Annotated in this window: 15 protein-coding genes; 8 read left to right on the top strand and 7 right to left on the bottom strand. The window is 61.9% G+C overall.

What is annotated here, in order from left to right; genetic code table 11:
* Positions 1 to 3: 3 nt before the first annotated feature.
* From M2360_RS15385 to trmD, 4 genes are all read left to right on the top strand, one after another.
* Positions 4 to 324, top strand: coding sequence for a chorismate mutase (locus tag M2360_RS15385; protein WP_280776141.1), 321 nt, complete (start codon positions 4 to 6; stop codon positions 322 to 324).
* A 42-nt stretch (positions 325 to 366) separates the two neighbouring features.
* On the top strand, positions 367 to 720 hold the full coding sequence (rpsP, locus tag M2360_RS15380) for a 30S ribosomal protein S16 (protein ID WP_280776140.1): 354 nt from the start codon (positions 367 to 369) through the stop codon (positions 718 to 720).
* Between the two features lie 135 nt (positions 721 to 855).
* Positions 856 to 1425 carry a ribosome maturation factor RimM gene (rimM, locus tag M2360_RS15375; RefSeq protein WP_280776139.1) on the top strand — a complete coding sequence of 190 codons (570 nt, stop codon included), beginning with the start codon at positions 856 to 858 and terminating at the stop codon, positions 1423 to 1425.
* Positions 1422 to 2114 carry a tRNA (guanosine(37)-N1)-methyltransferase TrmD gene (trmD, locus tag M2360_RS15370; RefSeq protein WP_280776138.1) on the top strand — a complete coding sequence of 231 codons (693 nt, stop codon included), beginning with the start codon at positions 1422 to 1424 and terminating at the stop codon, positions 2112 to 2114. Before rimM ends, trmD begins: the two co-directional genes overlap by 4 nt.
* Here trmD and M2360_RS15365 read toward each other — a convergent pair.
* A complete protein-coding gene (locus M2360_RS15365; protein ID WP_280776137.1) occupies positions 2096 to 2842 on the bottom strand; it encodes a sulfite exporter TauE/SafE family protein in 747 nt (248 codons plus the stop codon). The two genes, trmD and M2360_RS15365, sit on opposite strands and share 19 nt — an antisense overlap.
* 235 nt (positions 2843 to 3077) lie before the next feature.
* Here M2360_RS15365 and rplS point away from each other — a divergent pair, with 235 nt between their 5' ends.
* The 3 genes from rplS (at position 3078) to dxr (ending at position 5408) form a co-directional block, all read left to right on the top strand.
* Positions 3078 to 3623 carry a 50S ribosomal protein L19 gene (gene rplS, locus M2360_RS15360; protein WP_280776136.1) on the top strand — a complete coding sequence of 182 codons (546 nt, stop codon included), beginning with the start codon at positions 3078 to 3080 and terminating at the stop codon, positions 3621 to 3623.
* Positions 3624 to 3794: 171 nt separating this feature from the next.
* A complete protein-coding gene (locus tag M2360_RS15355; protein WP_280776135.1) occupies positions 3795 to 4142 on the top strand; it encodes a hypothetical protein in 348 nt (115 codons plus the stop codon).
* A 96-nt stretch (positions 4143 to 4238) separates the two neighbouring features.
* Complete coding sequence (gene dxr, locus M2360_RS15350; protein WP_280776134.1) at positions 4239 to 5408, top strand: 1-deoxy-D-xylulose-5-phosphate reductoisomerase; 1170 nt, start codon at positions 4239 to 4241, stop codon at positions 5406 to 5408.
* A gap of 2 nt (positions 5409 to 5410) precedes the next feature.
* Here the strand turns inward: dxr and M2360_RS15345 are convergent, their stop codons facing one another.
* From M2360_RS15345 to M2360_RS15320, 6 genes are all read right to left on the bottom strand, one after another.
* Entirely contained in the window at positions 5411 to 6526 is a 1116-nt protein-coding gene (locus M2360_RS15345) for a serine hydrolase domain-containing protein (protein ID WP_280776133.1), read from the bottom strand.
* A 74-nt stretch (positions 6527 to 6600) separates the two neighbouring features.
* Positions 6601 to 7815 (bottom strand): 5-aminolevulinate synthase, encoded by a 1215-nt coding sequence (gene hemA, locus M2360_RS15340; RefSeq protein ID WP_280776132.1) that lies wholly within the window; start codon positions 7813 to 7815, stop codon positions 6601 to 6603.
* A 196-nt stretch (positions 7816 to 8011) separates the two neighbouring features.
* A complete protein-coding gene (locus M2360_RS15335) occupies positions 8012 to 9655 on the bottom strand; it encodes a globin-coupled sensor protein (protein WP_280776131.1) in 1644 nt (547 codons plus the stop codon).
* Positions 9656 to 9842: 187 nt separating this feature from the next.
* Positions 9843 to 10643, bottom strand: coding sequence for a xanthine dehydrogenase family protein subunit M (locus M2360_RS15330; RefSeq protein ID WP_280776130.1), 801 nt, complete (start codon positions 10641 to 10643; stop codon positions 9843 to 9845).
* A 17-nt stretch (positions 10644 to 10660) separates the two neighbouring features.
* Positions 10661 to 13000: a xanthine dehydrogenase family protein molybdopterin-binding subunit gene (locus M2360_RS15325; protein WP_280776129.1), complete on the bottom strand. Its 2340-nt coding sequence runs from the start codon at positions 12998 to 13000 to the stop codon at positions 10661 to 10663.
* A gap of 27 nt (positions 13001 to 13027) precedes the next feature.
* Positions 13028 to 13513, bottom strand: a complete 486-nt coding sequence (locus M2360_RS15320) for a 2Fe-2S iron-sulfur cluster-binding protein (protein ID WP_280776128.1) — start codon at positions 13511 to 13513, stop codon at positions 13028 to 13030.
* A gap of 300 nt (positions 13514 to 13813) precedes the next feature.
* On the opposite strand from M2360_RS15320, the gene M2360_RS15315 reads away from it, so the two are divergent.
* Complete coding sequence (locus M2360_RS15315; protein WP_280776127.1) at positions 13814 to 14095, top strand: YMGG-like glycine zipper-containing protein; 282 nt, start codon at positions 13814 to 13816, stop codon at positions 14093 to 14095.
* Positions 14096 to 14346: the final 251 nt, after the last annotated feature.

Raw genomic sequence — 14346 nt, 5'->3', positions numbered from 1 at the left:
GCCGTGACAGAAGCCGATGTGAAAGCCCAACTCGCCCAATATCGCCAGTCGATCGACAATGTCGACGCCGCGCTCGTTCACATGCTCGCCGAGCGCTTCCGCTGCACCAAGGCGGTTGGCGTGCTCAAGGCGACCTACAATCTGCCGCCGGCCGACCCGTCGCGCGAGGAATACCAGATCAACCGTCTCCGGCAGCTTGCCAAGGACGCCGATCTGGACCCTGATTTTGCCGAGAAATTCCTGAATTTCATCATCAAGGAAGTGATCCGGCATCATGAGGCAATCGCCGCCGATCTCGGCGGCAAAGAGACTGCCGCCTCCTGAGGGAAGCGGAACCACCATCTAGAGACATCCAAGGAGAAAAACATGTCCCTGAAAATTCGTCTGGCCCGCGGCGGCTCCAAGAAGCGTCCTTACTACCACGTCGTCGTCGCCGACGCCCGCTCGCCCCGCGATGGCCGCTTCATCGAGAAGCTCGGCTCCTGGAACCCGATGCTCGGCAAGGACGACGCCAACCGCATCGTTCTCGACACCGACCGCGTCAAGCATTGGCTCGACAACGGCGCCCAGCCGACCGACCGCGTGCTGCGCTTCATCGCTGACGCCGGCCTCGGCAAGCGCGACGCCCGCAACAATCCGGAAAAGGCTCAGCCGGGCAAGAAGGCCGTCGAGCGCGCCAAGGAACGTGCTGCCAAGGCCGAAGCGGCCGTCGCAGAATAATTCGGCTTCGCCGACATTCGAAAGCCCTCGCGCGAACCCGCGCGGGGGCTTTTCTTTGCCGGCGCTTAGGCGTTATTGAAAAGCTTCGGGCGCATAGCCGCCCCGGCGACAACCACGATCTCCAGCGAGGTGACCATGGCCTTGGGCAACAAGAAACTCGAAAATCCCTTGCTGATGGGCGTCATCGGCGCTGCGCAGGGCCTGCGCGGCGAGGTGCGGGTCAAATCCTTCACCGAGGAACCCGTCGCCATCGGCGAATATGGCACGCTCTATGGCGAGGACGGCAAGCCCTACGAGATCCTGGATATCCGGCCGCATAAGGAGATGGTGGTCATCCGCTTCCGCGGCGTCAATGATCGCAATCAGGCCGAAGAGCTGCGCGGGATCGAACTGTTCGTCGAACGGGACGCGCTCGATGACGAGGATCTCGACGACGACGAATTCTTCTATGCCGATCTCGAAGGACTGGAAGCGCGCGACGCCGAAGGCAACGCCTATGGCGTGGTCAGCGGTATCTTCGATTTCGGCGCTGGCGACATTCTCGAATTGTCGCAGGAAGGCAAACGCGCCCAGTTGATTCCCTTCTCCGAGGCAGCCGTGCTCGAAATCGATTTGGAGGCCGGGGTGCTGCTGATCGACCCGATCGCCGCCGGTCTCGTCAATCCGGATGGCGATGACGAGCCCCGCGGCGAGGACCGCGGATGACGTTCAACGCCTCGATCCTGACGCTCTATCCGGAGATGTTTCCCGGCTATCTCGGCGAATCCCTGTCCGGCAAGGCGCTGGCGCGCGGCGACTGGTCGCTGGAGACGATCCAGATCCGCGACTTTGCGACCGACAAGCATCGCAGCGTCGATGACACGCCCGCCGGCGGCGGCGCCGGCATGGTGCTGAGGGCCGATATTCTCGCCAGGGCGATCGACTCGGTCGCCGCCGATACCAGGCCCCGCCTGCTGATGAGCCCGCGCGGGCGTCCGCTGACGCAAGCGAAAGTGCGCGAACTCGCAAGCGGCGACGGCGTCGTCATCGTCTGCGGTCGCTTCGAAGGCGTGGACCAGCGGGTGATCGACAGCCGCAGGCTCGAGGAAGTGTCGATCGGCGACTACATCCTCTCGGGCGGCGAACCGGCGGCGATGATCCTGCTCGATGCGGTGATCCGCGTCCTGCCAGGTGTGATGGGCAATCCGCTGTCGGGAACGCATGAAAGTTTCGAAAACGGGCTTCTCGAACATCCGCATTACACCAGGCCGCAGACCTTCGAAGGCGTCGACATTCCCGACATCCTCACCTCCGGCAATCACGCCAGGATCGAAGCATGGCGGCGCGAACAGGCGCTGACACTCACCACCGAGCGGCGACCCGATCTCCTGCCCGCTCAGCCCGTGAAAAAGTAATAGATCGACAATCCGAAGCCGCAGGCCACCACCAGCCAGCGCAACAGCGCCTGCGGCGCGCGCTTGGCGAAATGCACGCCGGCATAGCCGCCCAAAGCAGCCGCCGGCAGCATGATGGCGGCATGCGTCCAGGCGACCGCGTCAGCCGCCGAAAAGACGATGATGGCGACCAGCGCAATGACGATGGCCAGGAAATTCTTGATCGCATTCAGCCGGTGATAATCGCCGCCCATGGCGAGCCCCAGCGACGCCAGCATCATAATACCCATGCCGGCCCCGAAGAACCCGCCATAAAAGGATGTGGCCGCCTGCACCGCAAGGCCGACCACGCTGGGCGCATGCCGGTCGCCGAGATGCTTGGGGCGCAGCCAGGGTCCGGCTGCGAAGACGATGGTCGCCGCGAGCAGCAACCACGGCACCACACCGCGAAAATCCGCATCGCTCAGCGACATCAGGAACAGCGCGCCGAACAGGCTGCCGACCAGCGACACGATCCCCAGCGCGAGCGCGCTGCGCCAGAAGCGCCTGATATCCTTGAAATAAGCGAGCGTCGAGGTGATGTAGCCCGGAAATTGGATGATCGAAGAGGTCGCGTTCGCCATCACCGGCGGCAGGCCAACCAGGGTCAGCACGCCAAAAGTCAGAAATGTGCCGCCGCCTGCCACAGCATTGACGGCGGCGGAGAGAAAACCTGCGGCGAACATAAGGACGAGCGTGGCGAGGGACATCGTGGCGTTCCGGATCTTATGGCGCGGGCGTCACAGCCGGGCCTCGACTTTTTCACGTTCAAGGGGTGACAAACGCCCGGTTATGCAGTATGTGCGCGACCGGAATGGGTTAAACCCATCAACCAGCAATGAAAGGCAGACGTATCCGCTCCCGCCCGAAAGGGCAAGCGCTGGAGGTTTCGACCAAAGGCGGATTGAGAGCGCTCTGGCTGTCAAAACACAAACGAGGTTGACTATGAACATTATCCAGCAGCTGGAAGCCGAACAGGCCGCCAAGATCGCCGCCAAGCGCACGCTTCCCGACTTTTCTCCGGGCGACACCGTTCGCGTCGACGTCCGCGTCGTCGAAGGCACGCGCACCCGCGTGCAGGCCTATGAAGGCGTCTGCATCGCTCGCTCGGGCGCCGGCCTGAACGAAAGCTTCACCGTCCGCAAGATCTCCTATGGCGAAGGCGTGGAACGCGTATTCCCGGTCTACTCGCCGATGGTTGAAGGCGTCGAAGTGGTGCGTCGCGGCAAGGTTCGTCGCGCCAAGCTTTACTACCTGCGCGATCTGCGCGGCAAAAAGGCTCGCATCATCGAAAACACCAGCGTTCGCGCCCGCAAGCTCAACGACGGCGTCCGTCAGGCCCAGCAGGCTGAAAAGGCTCGCGTTGAAGCTGAAAAGATCGCCGCCGCCCAGGCTCTGGCCGCCGAGAAGGCCGCCGCCGAAGCTGCTGCAGCCGCCGCTGCTGAAGCTGCAGCCGCTGAAAAGGCCGCTGCGGAAGCCGCCAGCGAATAAGCCTGTCTGTTCAGACGATTTGAGCGGCGTCCTTCGGGGCGCCGTTTTTGTTTGTCGGCGCCATTTTCCGAAGCGCCAATTGTGGACAAATTGCATAGTCGAGCCCGGTATTCGGTCTTGCAGCCCTTTCAATCCAAGGTTACATCACAGGAATTAACCTGTGGAGTTTCAATGCGTATCTTCAATATCTTGGGCTATTTGGCGATTTGCGTGTCACTGGCTGCCTGCGTTCAAAGTGACAAGGACCTGAAGCAACTGCGGGCCGATATGAAAAAATACCCAGACGCAGTGGCCGCCGCGCAAAAAGACTGTGTGCGTAACCTTACTTACTGGGATTTGGACACCAAGACGAACGCGGCAATTTATATGCGAACAAGCAAGGCCGATTTGCCCAAGACGGCTTGCCGCCGCATTTTGAAGGCCTTGGCGTCAAATAGTCTGCAGGCGTCTGATTTCGTTGCCCTCCGACGTGACGGCCGATTTACGCCGCGGATGATCGCAGCGCTCAGAAACGGCTGAGACTGTGTATTCCCGCATCAGCAGCCGCTTGTCCTTGCCGCGCTCAGGCGACCGGGATAGATACGACTATTCAATTTATCAGGCGAAGCGGCCGGCATGACGAGAAGCATCACTATCCTCGGAGCCACGGGCTCCATCGGCGTCAACACGCTCGATGTGCTGACGCAAATGGGGGCTCAGGACGAATTCGAGGTGGCGGCGCTCACCGGAGCGGGCAATATCGCGCTTCTCGCCGAGCAGGCCCGGGCGCACAAAGCCAAGCTGGCCGTCACCGCCGATGAGGCCCGCTATCAGGATCTCAAGGACGCCCTGGCAGGGACGGACATCGCGGTCGCGGCCGGCAAGAGCGGCTTGATCGAAGCCGCCGAGATGCCCGCCTCAACGGTGATGGCCGCGATCGTCGGCACCGCCGGGTTGGCCCCTACCCTGGCTGCGGCGCGGCGCGGCGCCGATATCGCGCTCGCCAACAAGGAATGCCTGGTGTCAGCGGGTGAATTGTTCGTCGGCGCCGTCAAGGCCGGCGGCGGGCGTCTGCTACCCGTCGACAGTGAACACAGCGCCATTTTCCAGTCGCTTGATCCCGAACGCCGCCATGCGGTGGAGCGGGTGATCCTGACCGCGTCGGGCGGCCCCTTCCGCACATGGAGCCGCGAGCAGATGGCTGGCGTGAGCGCCGACGTCGCCCGCGCCCATCCCAACTGGTCGATGGGCTTAAAGATCTCCATCGGCAGCGCCAGCATGTTCAACAAGGCGTTGGAAGTGATCGAGGCCAAACATCTCTTCGATCTAGAGCCGCATGAGATCGAGGTGATCGTGCATCCGCAATCGATCATTCATTCAATGGTCGGCTATCGCGACGGCTCGATTATCGCCCAGCTCGGCGCGCCCGACATGCGCGCGGCGATCGGCTATGCGCTGGCCTATCCCGACCGCCCTGCCCTCAATGTGGAGCGGCTCGATTTCGCCAAACTGGCGCGACTGGATTTCGAAGCGCCGGACGAGGTTCGCTTTCCCGCGCTCCGGCTCGCCCGCCTGGCGCTTATGCGCGGCGGGATTCAGGCGTTGGCGATGAACGCCGCCGAGGAAACCGCCTTCCACGCCTATTGCGACGGCGGCATCGGCTTTCTCGACATGGCCGACATTGCCGAGGCGACGATGGAGGCGATGGTCGACTGGCAGGCCGCCGCGACGATCGAGGATGTGTTTGCGGCCGACAACGAGGCGCGCCGGCGCGCCGGCGATCTCATCGCCCGCAAGACGGGCTGATCTCAGCCATAGATCGCCTGAACGATCTCGTCGGGATAGCGGCCCGTACAGCCTTCGAGCGCCGTGTTGGTCACCGACAGACCGGTGATGCGATTGACCGGGTCGATGAACCAGTTGAGCCCGTAGACGCCGCCCCAGCGCACCGTGCCCTCCGCCTGCGGCGTCATCGCCAGCCGACGATCCGTCACCAGCGCCCCGACATAGGTGAATTTGCGGCCAGATTCCGCCTCGATGCCGCCGATCTGGTTCGACAGCGCCGCTCGCGCGGTCTCCGGCGACAGAATGTCGCCGCCGCCCCGCGCCAAGGTCTCGAGGAAGGTCATGACATCCGGCGCTGTTCCCGCCATGCCCGCCCCGCCGGACTGAAACGCCTTGGGATTGAAGATCCGGCCGGGCGAGAAGGTCAGCGTCCAGCCTTCGGTCTCAGGCGGACTATAGGGATCGGGCATGCGAATAGCCTGGGGATGCCCATCCGCATAGGCGACCGCCAGGCGCGCGGGATCGGTGACGTGAAAACGGCAGTCTGATAGCCCGAGTGGATCTGCTACATAAGCGCAGACCGCCTCTTCTAGCGTCGATCCGTGGACCGTCGCGATCACCGCCCCGAGAATATCGGTGGCGTAGGAATAGAGCCACTGGCTCCCCGGCTCGAAATGCAGGGGAATGGCGTTCAACCGCGAGAAGTTGGCCTCGTAACCAAGATCGGTGTCGGCAAGGCCGCAATTGACGGCGAGATCGGCTGGCAGACGTTCCAGCGCGGGATCATAGGCGAGGCCTGCGGTATGGGTGAGCAGGTGATGAAGCGTGATGTCAGCCAGGCGCCCATCCGCCAGCTTCGGTTGGAACCAGGGCAGATGATCCCGGACAAGATCCCCGACCGAGATCAGACCGCGCTCCGCCATGGCGAGCGCGGTCGCGGCGACGAAGGGCTTGGTGACTGACGCCAGCCGGAAGATCGTGTCCATCTCAACCAGCCGCCCAGCCTCGCGATCGGCAAAACCGGCAGCGCGGCTATAGACGCGTTCGCCATCGCGACTGACCAGCACCACGCTTCCCGTGATGCGTCCTTCACTGATAGCGCGGTCGATCGCCTGATCGAGTCTGTGATCCATCGACATGCAAATACCCCCGAAACGAAACATGCGGACCATCTGTCGATGATCCGCATGTCAAATTCAAGCGATGGATTTAATCAGGCGACGGCGCGGGCCAGAGCGCAGCGCGCCCACAGCGAATGCAGCGAACCGACCAGATGCTCGATATCGCCGTCGGTGTGATAAGGCGCCGGCGTGATGCGCAGGCGCTCGGTCTTTTTCGGCACCGTCGGATAGTTGATCGGCTGGACATAGATGCCGAAATGATCGAGCAGCAGGTCCGACAACCATTTGCACTTGGCCGCATCCTTCACCATCACCGGCACGATATGGCTGGGATTGGAGAGATGCGGAATGCCGTTGGCGTCGAGCGCAGCGCGCAGCTTGCGCACCCGGTCCTGATGGCGGGCGCGCTCGAACGGGCTCGCCTTCAGATGCTGGATGGAGGCGAGCGCGCCAGCGGCGATGGCCGGAGGCAGCGAGGTGGTGAAGATGAAGCCGGAAGCGAAGGAGCGAACGAAATCGCACAGCGCATGCGAGCCGGTGATATAGCCGCCCATGACGCCGAACGCCTTGCCGAGCGTGCCTTCGATCACCGTCAGGCGATGCATCTGGCCGTCGCGCTCGGCGATGCCGCCGCCGCGCGGTCCATAGAGACCAACAGCATGCACTTCATCGAGATAGGTCATGGCGCCGAATTCTTCGGCGAGATCGCAGATCTGTTTGATGGGCGCGATATCGCCATCCATCGAATAGACCGATTCAAACGCGATCATCTTCGGCGCCTTGGGATCGGCGGCTTCGAGATGGGCGCGGAGATCGGCAAGATCATTGTGCTTGAAAATCACCCGCTGACACTTGGCGTGGCGGATGCCTTCGATCATGGAGGCGTGGTTGCCGGCGTCCGAGAATACGATCATTCCCGGGATCTTCGAACAGAGCGTCGAGAGCGTGGTCCAATTGGACATATAGCCGGAATTGAACAGCAGCGCCGCGTCCTTGCCATGCAGATCCGCGAGCTCTTGCTCAAGCAGGACATGGTAGTGATTCGTGCCGGAAATATTGCGCGTTCCGCCAGCGCCGGCGCCGCAGGAATCGATCGCTTCCTTCATCGCGGCGATGACCTTGGGATGCTGGCCCATGCCGAGATAATCGTTCGAACACCAGACCGTCACTTCCTGCGGGCCGTTTTCCGTGTGCCGAATCGCCTTGGGGAATTGTCCCGCGCGACGTTCGAGATCGGCGAAAACGCGGTAGCGGCCTTCCTGGTGCAGCCCATCCAGCGCTTCCGTGAAGAAGGCTTCGAATTCCATAATCATCTCCAGACTCTTAAGGTCTTTTGTGTTTGGAATCATTCCAAACGTCAACCCCTGCCCCCGCGAATCATGAGCTCCGCGTCGTTAGAACGCATCGTCATTCATATTCGCTAAAATACGCCTTAAAGCCATAAAAGCGAAGCCGCCTTGACTTACGTCAAGACGGCCTGTGAGCGGCATCCGGAGATGATTTTTAGAACTCCTCCCAATTGTCCCGAGCGAGCGCTGTGGCGCCGATGGACACGGGCGCGCTGCGCTGCGGCCTGGGGGGAACATGTTTGACGGCGGCTGGCTGGGATGCGCGTGGAGCCGGTTTGGACTGCAAGGCAGGCTTCGCCGCCGACCGGGCGCTGACCGTTTCCTTGGCGCGGCCGGTGCGGAACTCACCGAGCATGTCGTTGATTCGCACCGCCTCGTCGGCGAGATGATTGCTGGCGGCATTCGCCTGCTCCACCATCGCCGCATTCTGCTGCGTGCCCTGATCAATGACGGTCACCGAGGAATTGATGTCCGACAGCGCATTGGTCTGATCGCGCGCCGCCTCGTGGATGGCGTGAATGTGCTGGCTGATTTCGGTGACTTCATGGACGATTCGGCTCAGCGCTTCGCCGGTTTCGGCAACAAGCGCGACGCCGTTTTTCACCTGCTCGCCAGAATTGGTGATCAGGCTCTTGATTTCCTTGGCCGCCTTGGCGGAGCGCTGCGCAAGCTCGCGCACTTCCTGCGCCACGACCGCAAAACCCTTGCCCGCATCGCCGGCGCGCGCCGCTTCGACGCCCGCGTTCAGCGCGAGCAGATTGGTCTGGAAAGCGATCTCGTCGATCACGCCGATGATGTTGGAGATCTCCTTGGAGGAATTCTCGATGCCGCTCATCGCGGCGACCGCCTGGTCGACGATCTGACCGGATTGCTGCGCGCCGGCCTTGGCGCGGCCGGCGAGATCATTGGCCAAACCGGCGCGCTTGGCCGAATCGGACACGGTGGCGGTGATCTGCTGGAGAGCGGCGGCCGTCTCCTCGACAGAAGCCGCCTGCTGTTCAGTGCGCTTGGCGAGATGATCGGCGGAGGCATGAATGTCGCTGGCCTCGGTCTGGATATGAGAGGCCGAGGTCTCGATGCGATGGATAGTGCCTCCGAGCTCTTCCATGGCGGCGTTGAAGGCCTTGCCCATGGCGGCATAGGCCGGCGGCAGTTCCGAGCCGATGCGATGATCAAGTCTCTTTTCGCCGAGCGCTGCGATGGCCTGGCCGAGGACTTCGGAGACCCGTTCGGCTTCGTTCAGCGCCTGCTGCTGCGACGCTTTGAGCGCGGCTTCTTTTTCTTCAACATAGACCGAGATCGCCAGATCCATGTCGAGGAACACCGCCTTGGCGAGGCTGCCGAGCATAGAACCGAGTTCATCGGCGTCCAGCCCCTTCTTGCCGAACAGGCCGTTCTTCGGCGCATGCGCCTTGACCGCTTCCTTGAGCAGGTGATCGAGAATCATCGCATAGCCGCCGATATACCATTGCGGCTCAAGTCCGATCCGGGCATGCGCCATGCCGATCGCGCGGACATTGGCGGCGTATTTTTCGGTGAAGTCGCCCTTGATAATACTGGTCCAATGCCCGACCTGAGCGCCCTTGGCGGCGGCCATATGCTGATCGGAAGAAAAATGACGGCTGGTCTCGGGCGTGCGTTTCACAGTCGCGTAAAATGTGTCGAGCGCTTTGGGCAACTCCTGCTCGATGACTTCGCGAAGGGCGCCGAGCCGCGCCTTTTCCGCCTGTCCGAGTTGCATGAATTCCAGACGGCGGTCGATGTTGACTGCGGCATTCCCTTGGAGAGACGAGGTCATCGAAATTTCCTGAAAGCATTCCCGAACCCGGCGCGCATCATGCAGCCGAGCGGGCTCATGGTCGACTTCATTGTCGAACCCGGCGTCCTCAAATTCTTACGAATAAAAGAATAAACACTTGTTAAATGCCAAGACACCGCAGCCCCAAAATACCAGTGCTGCGGCGTCCTATTTTGATCCAGTACGATCAACCGGCGGCGATGACCGCCCGCTTGGCCATCACGCGCACCAGATTGGCGCGATAGGCGGACGAGCCGTGAATATCGGCCATCATCAGGCCTTCGTCGACGTCGGCGTTCCCGACCGCGTCAGGCGACCAGTTGGCCGCAAGCGCCGCCTCCATGCCGGCGTGGCGGAAGACGCCATTGGAGCCCGCGCCCGTCACCGCCACGCGCACGGCGCCCGAGGCGGATTTCGCCACGAAGACGCCAGCCATGGCGTAGCGCGAGGCGGGGTTGGCGAATTTCGAATATCCCGCCTTGGCCGGCGCTTCGAATTCGAAGGCAACAATGAGCTCTCCATCCGACAGCGCCGTCTCGAACATGCCGCGGAAATAGTCGTCTGCTGCGATGCGACGCTTGTTGGTGACGACGGCAGCGTCGAGCGCCAATACGGCGGAGGGATAATCCGCCGCCGGATCGTTGTTGGCGACCGAACCGCCCATCGTGCCCATGTGACGGACATGCGGATCGCCGATCATGCCGGCGAGCTGCGTGATGGCGGGGCAGACGGCGCGCAGCGCCGACGACGTCGCCACCTCGAAATGGGTGACGCCGGCGCCGATGCGCACCGACGCGCCATTGACCGAAATACCCTTGAGCTCCGGCGCATGCCGGAGATCGACGAGATCGGACGGGGACGCCAGCCGCTGCTTCATCGTGGCGATCAGCGTCATGCCGCCGGCGAGATATTTGGCGTCTTCTCCGCCGCCGAATTTGGCCGCAGCGTCATCGACGGAAGAGGCGCGGTGATAGGACGTGTTGTACATCGTGGTTCCTCCCCGGGTCAGGCGTTGGCAAGCGACCACACCTTTTCAGGCGTGGCGGGCATGTGGAGTGCGTTATTGCCGATGGCGTCGGTGATGGCGTTGATCAGCGCCGGCGGCGAGCCGATCGCGCCGGCTTCGCCGCAGCCCTTGATGCCCAAGGGATTGCCCGGGCAGGGCGTGTTCTGATGCGACACTTTGAAGGACGGCAGATCATCGGCGCGCGGCATGGCGTAATCCATGTAACTCGCCGTCAGCAACTGGCCGGTCTCATCATAGATGACGCCTTCAAGCAGCGCCTGGCCCACGCCCTGGGCGATACCGCCATGCACCTGTCCCTCGACGATCATCGGATTGATGATGTTGCCGAAATCGTCGGCGGCGACGAACTGGCAGATCTCGGTCTTGCCGGTTTCCGGATCGACCTCGACCTCGGCGATGTAGCAGCCGGCCGGGAAGGTGAAGTTGGACGGATCGTAAAAGGCGCTTTCCTTCAGGCCCGGCTCCATGCCGGACGGCAGGTTATGCGCGGTATAGGCCGCGAGCGCCACCTGGAACCAGGGCAGCTTCTTGTCGGTGCCGGCGACCACAAGTTCGCCGTTCTCGATCTGGATATCGGCCTCGTCGGCCTCCATCAGATGCGCGGCGATTTTCTTGGCCTTGGCCTCGACCTTGTCGAGCGCTTTGACGATCGCCGACATGCCGACGGCGCCGGAGCGCGAGCCATAGGTGCCCATGCCCATCTGCACCTTGTCGGTGTCGCCATGCACGATGTTGACATTGGCGATCGGCACGCCGAGACGATCGGCGACCAACTGGGCGAAAGTGGTTTCATGGCCCTGGCCATGGCTGTGCGAACCGGTCAGCACTTCGATCGTGCCCACCGCATTCACCCGCACTTCGGCCGATTCCCACAGGCCGACGCCGGCGCCGAGCGAACCCACCGCCTGGGACGGCGCGATTCCGCAGGCCTCGATATAACAGCTCATGCCGATGCCGCGCAGCTTGCCACGACCCTTTGCCTCGGCCTTGCGGGCTGGGAAGCCGTTCCAATCAGCGGCCTCCATGGCGGCGTTCAGCGAGGCCTCATAATCGCCGGCGTCGTAATTCATGATCACGGGCGTCTGATAGGGGAAGCTGCGGATGAAATTCTGCTTGCGCAACTCGGCCGGAGAGACGCCGAGTTCGCGCGCCGCCGTTTCCATCGTTCGTTCGAGAAGATAAGTGGCTTCGGGACGTCCCGCGCCGCGATAGGCGTCGACGGGGGCGGTGTTGGTATAGACCGTCCGCACATTGCAGTGGATCGCCGGAATGGCGTATTGGCCCGACAGCAAGGTGGCATAGAGATAGGTCGGCACCGCCGACGAGAATAGCGACATATAGGCGCCGAGATTGGCGACCGTGTCGACCTTAAGTCCGATGACATTGTTGTCGGCGTCAAAGGCCATCTTGACCTTGGAGACATGGTCGCGGCCATGCGCGTCGGTCAGGAAGGCTTCGGTGCGATCCGACGTCCATTTCACCGGCACGCCGGTCTTCTTGGACGCCCAGAGACAGACGATTTCCTCCGGATAGATATAGATTTTCGAGCCGAAGCCGCCGCCGACATCCGGGGCGATGACGCGCAACTTGTTTTCTGGGGCGACATTGTAGAAGGCGCTCATCACCAGCCGCGCCACATGCGGATTCTGCGAGGTCGTGTAGCAGGTGTAGTGTTCTTCGGCCTCGTCATAGATGCCGAGCGCTGCGCGCGGCTCCATCGGATTGGGTGAAAGCCGGTTGTTGTGAAGCTCGATTTCGGTGACATGGGCGGCGCGGGCGATCGCCGCGTCGGCTGCGGAACTGTCGCCGATCTCCCAGTCGAAGATCAGATTGCCGGGCGCTTCCGGATGGATCTGCGGCGCGCCAGCTTCAAGCGCGGCGAGCGACGAGACGACGGCGTCGAGCACGTCGTAATCGACCACCACCTGTTCGGCGGCGTCGCGGGCTTCGCCCACGCTGTCGGCCACCACCACGGCCACGGCGTCGCCGACATAGCGGACCGTGTCATAGGCGATGGGCCGCCAGGCGCCCATCTTCATCGGTGATCCATCCTTGGAATGGATCATCCAGCCGCAGATGAGACTGCCGATGCCATCTTCCTGCAACTGCTTGCCGGTCAACACGCCAATCACGCCGGGCATGTCGACGGCGGCGGAAATGTCGATGCCGGTGATCTTGGCATGCGCATGCGGGCTGCGCACGAACACCGCGTATTTCATGCCCGGCACGCTCATATCGTCCGTGTAGCGGCCCTTGCCTGTCAGGAAGCGCTTGTCTTCCTTGCGCGTTACACGCGCGCCAATTCCTTCGATACCCATCGGTTTCTCCTCCCGAGAGACTGACTCTTATTCGGCGGCTTGCTTGGCGTTCATGTCGGTTGCGGCCGACAACACCGATTTGACGATGTTGTGATAGCCGGTGCACCGACAGATATTGCCTTCGAGCTCATGGCGCACGGTGGCCTCGTCGAGCTGGCCGCCGTGACGGCGGATCATGTCGATCGAGGTCATCACCATTCCGGGCGTACAGAAGCCGCATTGTAGACCGTGGTTTTCCTTGAACGCCGCCTGCACCGGGTGCATTTCGCCGTCCGAGGCTACGCCTTCGATTGTGGTGATGTCGGAACCGCTGGCCTGAACAGCCAGGATGGAACAGCTCTTGACCGACTTGCCGTCCATATGCACGACGCAAGCGCCGCATTGCGTGGTGTCGCAGCCGACATGCGTGCCGGTGAGGGCGAGCTTGTCGCGTAGGAAATTCACGAGAAGGGTTCGGTCGTCGCAGTCCGCGGACATGCGGCGACCGTTCACCGTCAAGGTTAGCTTTGTCATCCTCTTCCTCCCAAGGGTTTGACCCATGGGCGAGTGTGCCACCATCCTGTCATTCATCAAGCGGGATGATCGAGAAATGCCGAGCCGTGGAAACAAAGTGACGCATTGGTGAGACAGTGGTTTTCAAACCGCCGCAATGGCGAGATTTTTCGTGAAATTATTCCCCGGGTGGCTGGAACGATTTCACATTTTAAGCTTTTTTAGCTTCTAGCGATATCGAGCCGGATTCGCGAAACGGGCGTTCGTTCCGGCTCCATAGCTTGATTTTGCCGGATGGCCGGCAAACTTTCGGAGGCACTCATGTATAAAGTAATCGCAATTGTTGTGGCCGGGCTGACGGTGGCCGGCTGCACCCAGACGGAAAAAGGCGCGGCTGTCGGCGCGGCGTCCGGCGCCGTGATTGGCGGCATCGTCTCCAACGACGTGCGCGGCGCAGCCGTGGGCGCGGCGATCGGCGGCGTTCTCGGCGCGGTAGCCGCCCAGCCGGGCCAGTGCTACTATCGCGACCAGTGGGGCCGCCGCTATATCGACGATTGCCCGCGCCGCTACCGCCACCGGACAAAGGTGGTCGTGCGTTACTGACCCTTTCGACAGACGATTTCAATCCCGGAGACGTTCTCCGGGATTTTTCAATTTTGTATTGCAAATATTTGCGGCATTTGAAGCTATTTTGATCAATTCAGTTCAAAAAGACGCTTGTATTAGCAGCTCATAATCATTTCTTAAATTTTCTTGTGAAATCTAACCCTACAGGGTGGATGAATTCACGCGGTAATCGAGCGAGTCGATATTTCGTTCGAATCGAGGCTTGAAGCAACGATTATCGCATTGCT

Source organism: Rhizobium sp. SG_E_25_P2 (genome assembly GCF_029892285.1).
In the GTDB taxonomy this organism is placed as follows: Bacteria; Pseudomonadota; Alphaproteobacteria; order Rhizobiales; family Rhizobiaceae; genus Rhizobium_E.
Note: the sequence above shows the minus strand (reverse complement) of the source record. Positions and strands in the feature narration are given on the sequence as shown.

Bases quoted from the DNA above. Each gene is read 5' to 3' on its own strand.
- rpsP (WP_280776140.1), top strand. From the start codon at position 367: ATGTCCCTGAAAATTCGTCTGGCCCGCGGCGGCTCCAAGAAGCGTCCT.
- rimM (WP_280776139.1), top strand. From the start codon at position 856: ATGGCCTTGGGCAACAAGAAACTCGAAAATCCCTTGCTGATGGGCGTC.
- trmD (WP_280776138.1), top strand. From the start codon at position 1,422: ATGACGTTCAACGCCTCGATCCTGACGCTCTATCCGGAGATGTTTCCC.
- M2360_RS15365 (WP_280776137.1), bottom strand. From the start codon at position 2,842: ATGTCCCTCGCCACGCTCGTCCTTATGTTCGCCGCAGGTTTTCTCTCC.
- rplS (WP_280776136.1), top strand. From the start codon at position 3,078: ATGAACATTATCCAGCAGCTGGAAGCCGAACAGGCCGCCAAGATCGCC.
- M2360_RS15355 (WP_280776135.1), top strand. From the start codon at position 3,795: ATGCGTATCTTCAATATCTTGGGCTATTTGGCGATTTGCGTGTCACTG.
- dxr (WP_280776134.1), top strand. From the start codon at position 4,239: ATGACGAGAAGCATCACTATCCTCGGAGCCACGGGCTCCATCGGCGTC.
- M2360_RS15345 (WP_280776133.1), bottom strand. From the start codon at position 6,526: ATGTCGATGGATCACAGACTCGATCAGGCGATCGACCGCGCTATCAGT.
- hemA (WP_280776132.1), bottom strand. From the start codon at position 7,815: ATGGAATTCGAAGCCTTCTTCACGGAAGCGCTGGATGGGCTGCACCAG.
- M2360_RS15335 (WP_280776131.1), bottom strand. From the start codon at position 9,655: ATGACCTCGTCTCTCCAAGGGAATGCCGCAGTCAACATCGACCGCCGT.
- M2360_RS15330 (WP_280776130.1), bottom strand. From the start codon at position 10,643: ATGTACAACACGTCCTATCACCGCGCCTCTTCCGTCGATGACGCTGCG.
- M2360_RS15325 (WP_280776129.1), bottom strand. From the start codon at position 13,000: ATGGGTATCGAAGGAATTGGCGCGCGTGTAACGCGCAAGGAAGACAAG.
- M2360_RS15320 (WP_280776128.1), bottom strand. From the start codon at position 13,513: ATGACAAAGCTAACCTTGACGGTGAACGGTCGCCGCATGTCCGCGGAC.
- M2360_RS15315 (WP_280776127.1), top strand. From the start codon at position 13,814: ATGTATAAAGTAATCGCAATTGTTGTGGCCGGGCTGACGGTGGCCGGC.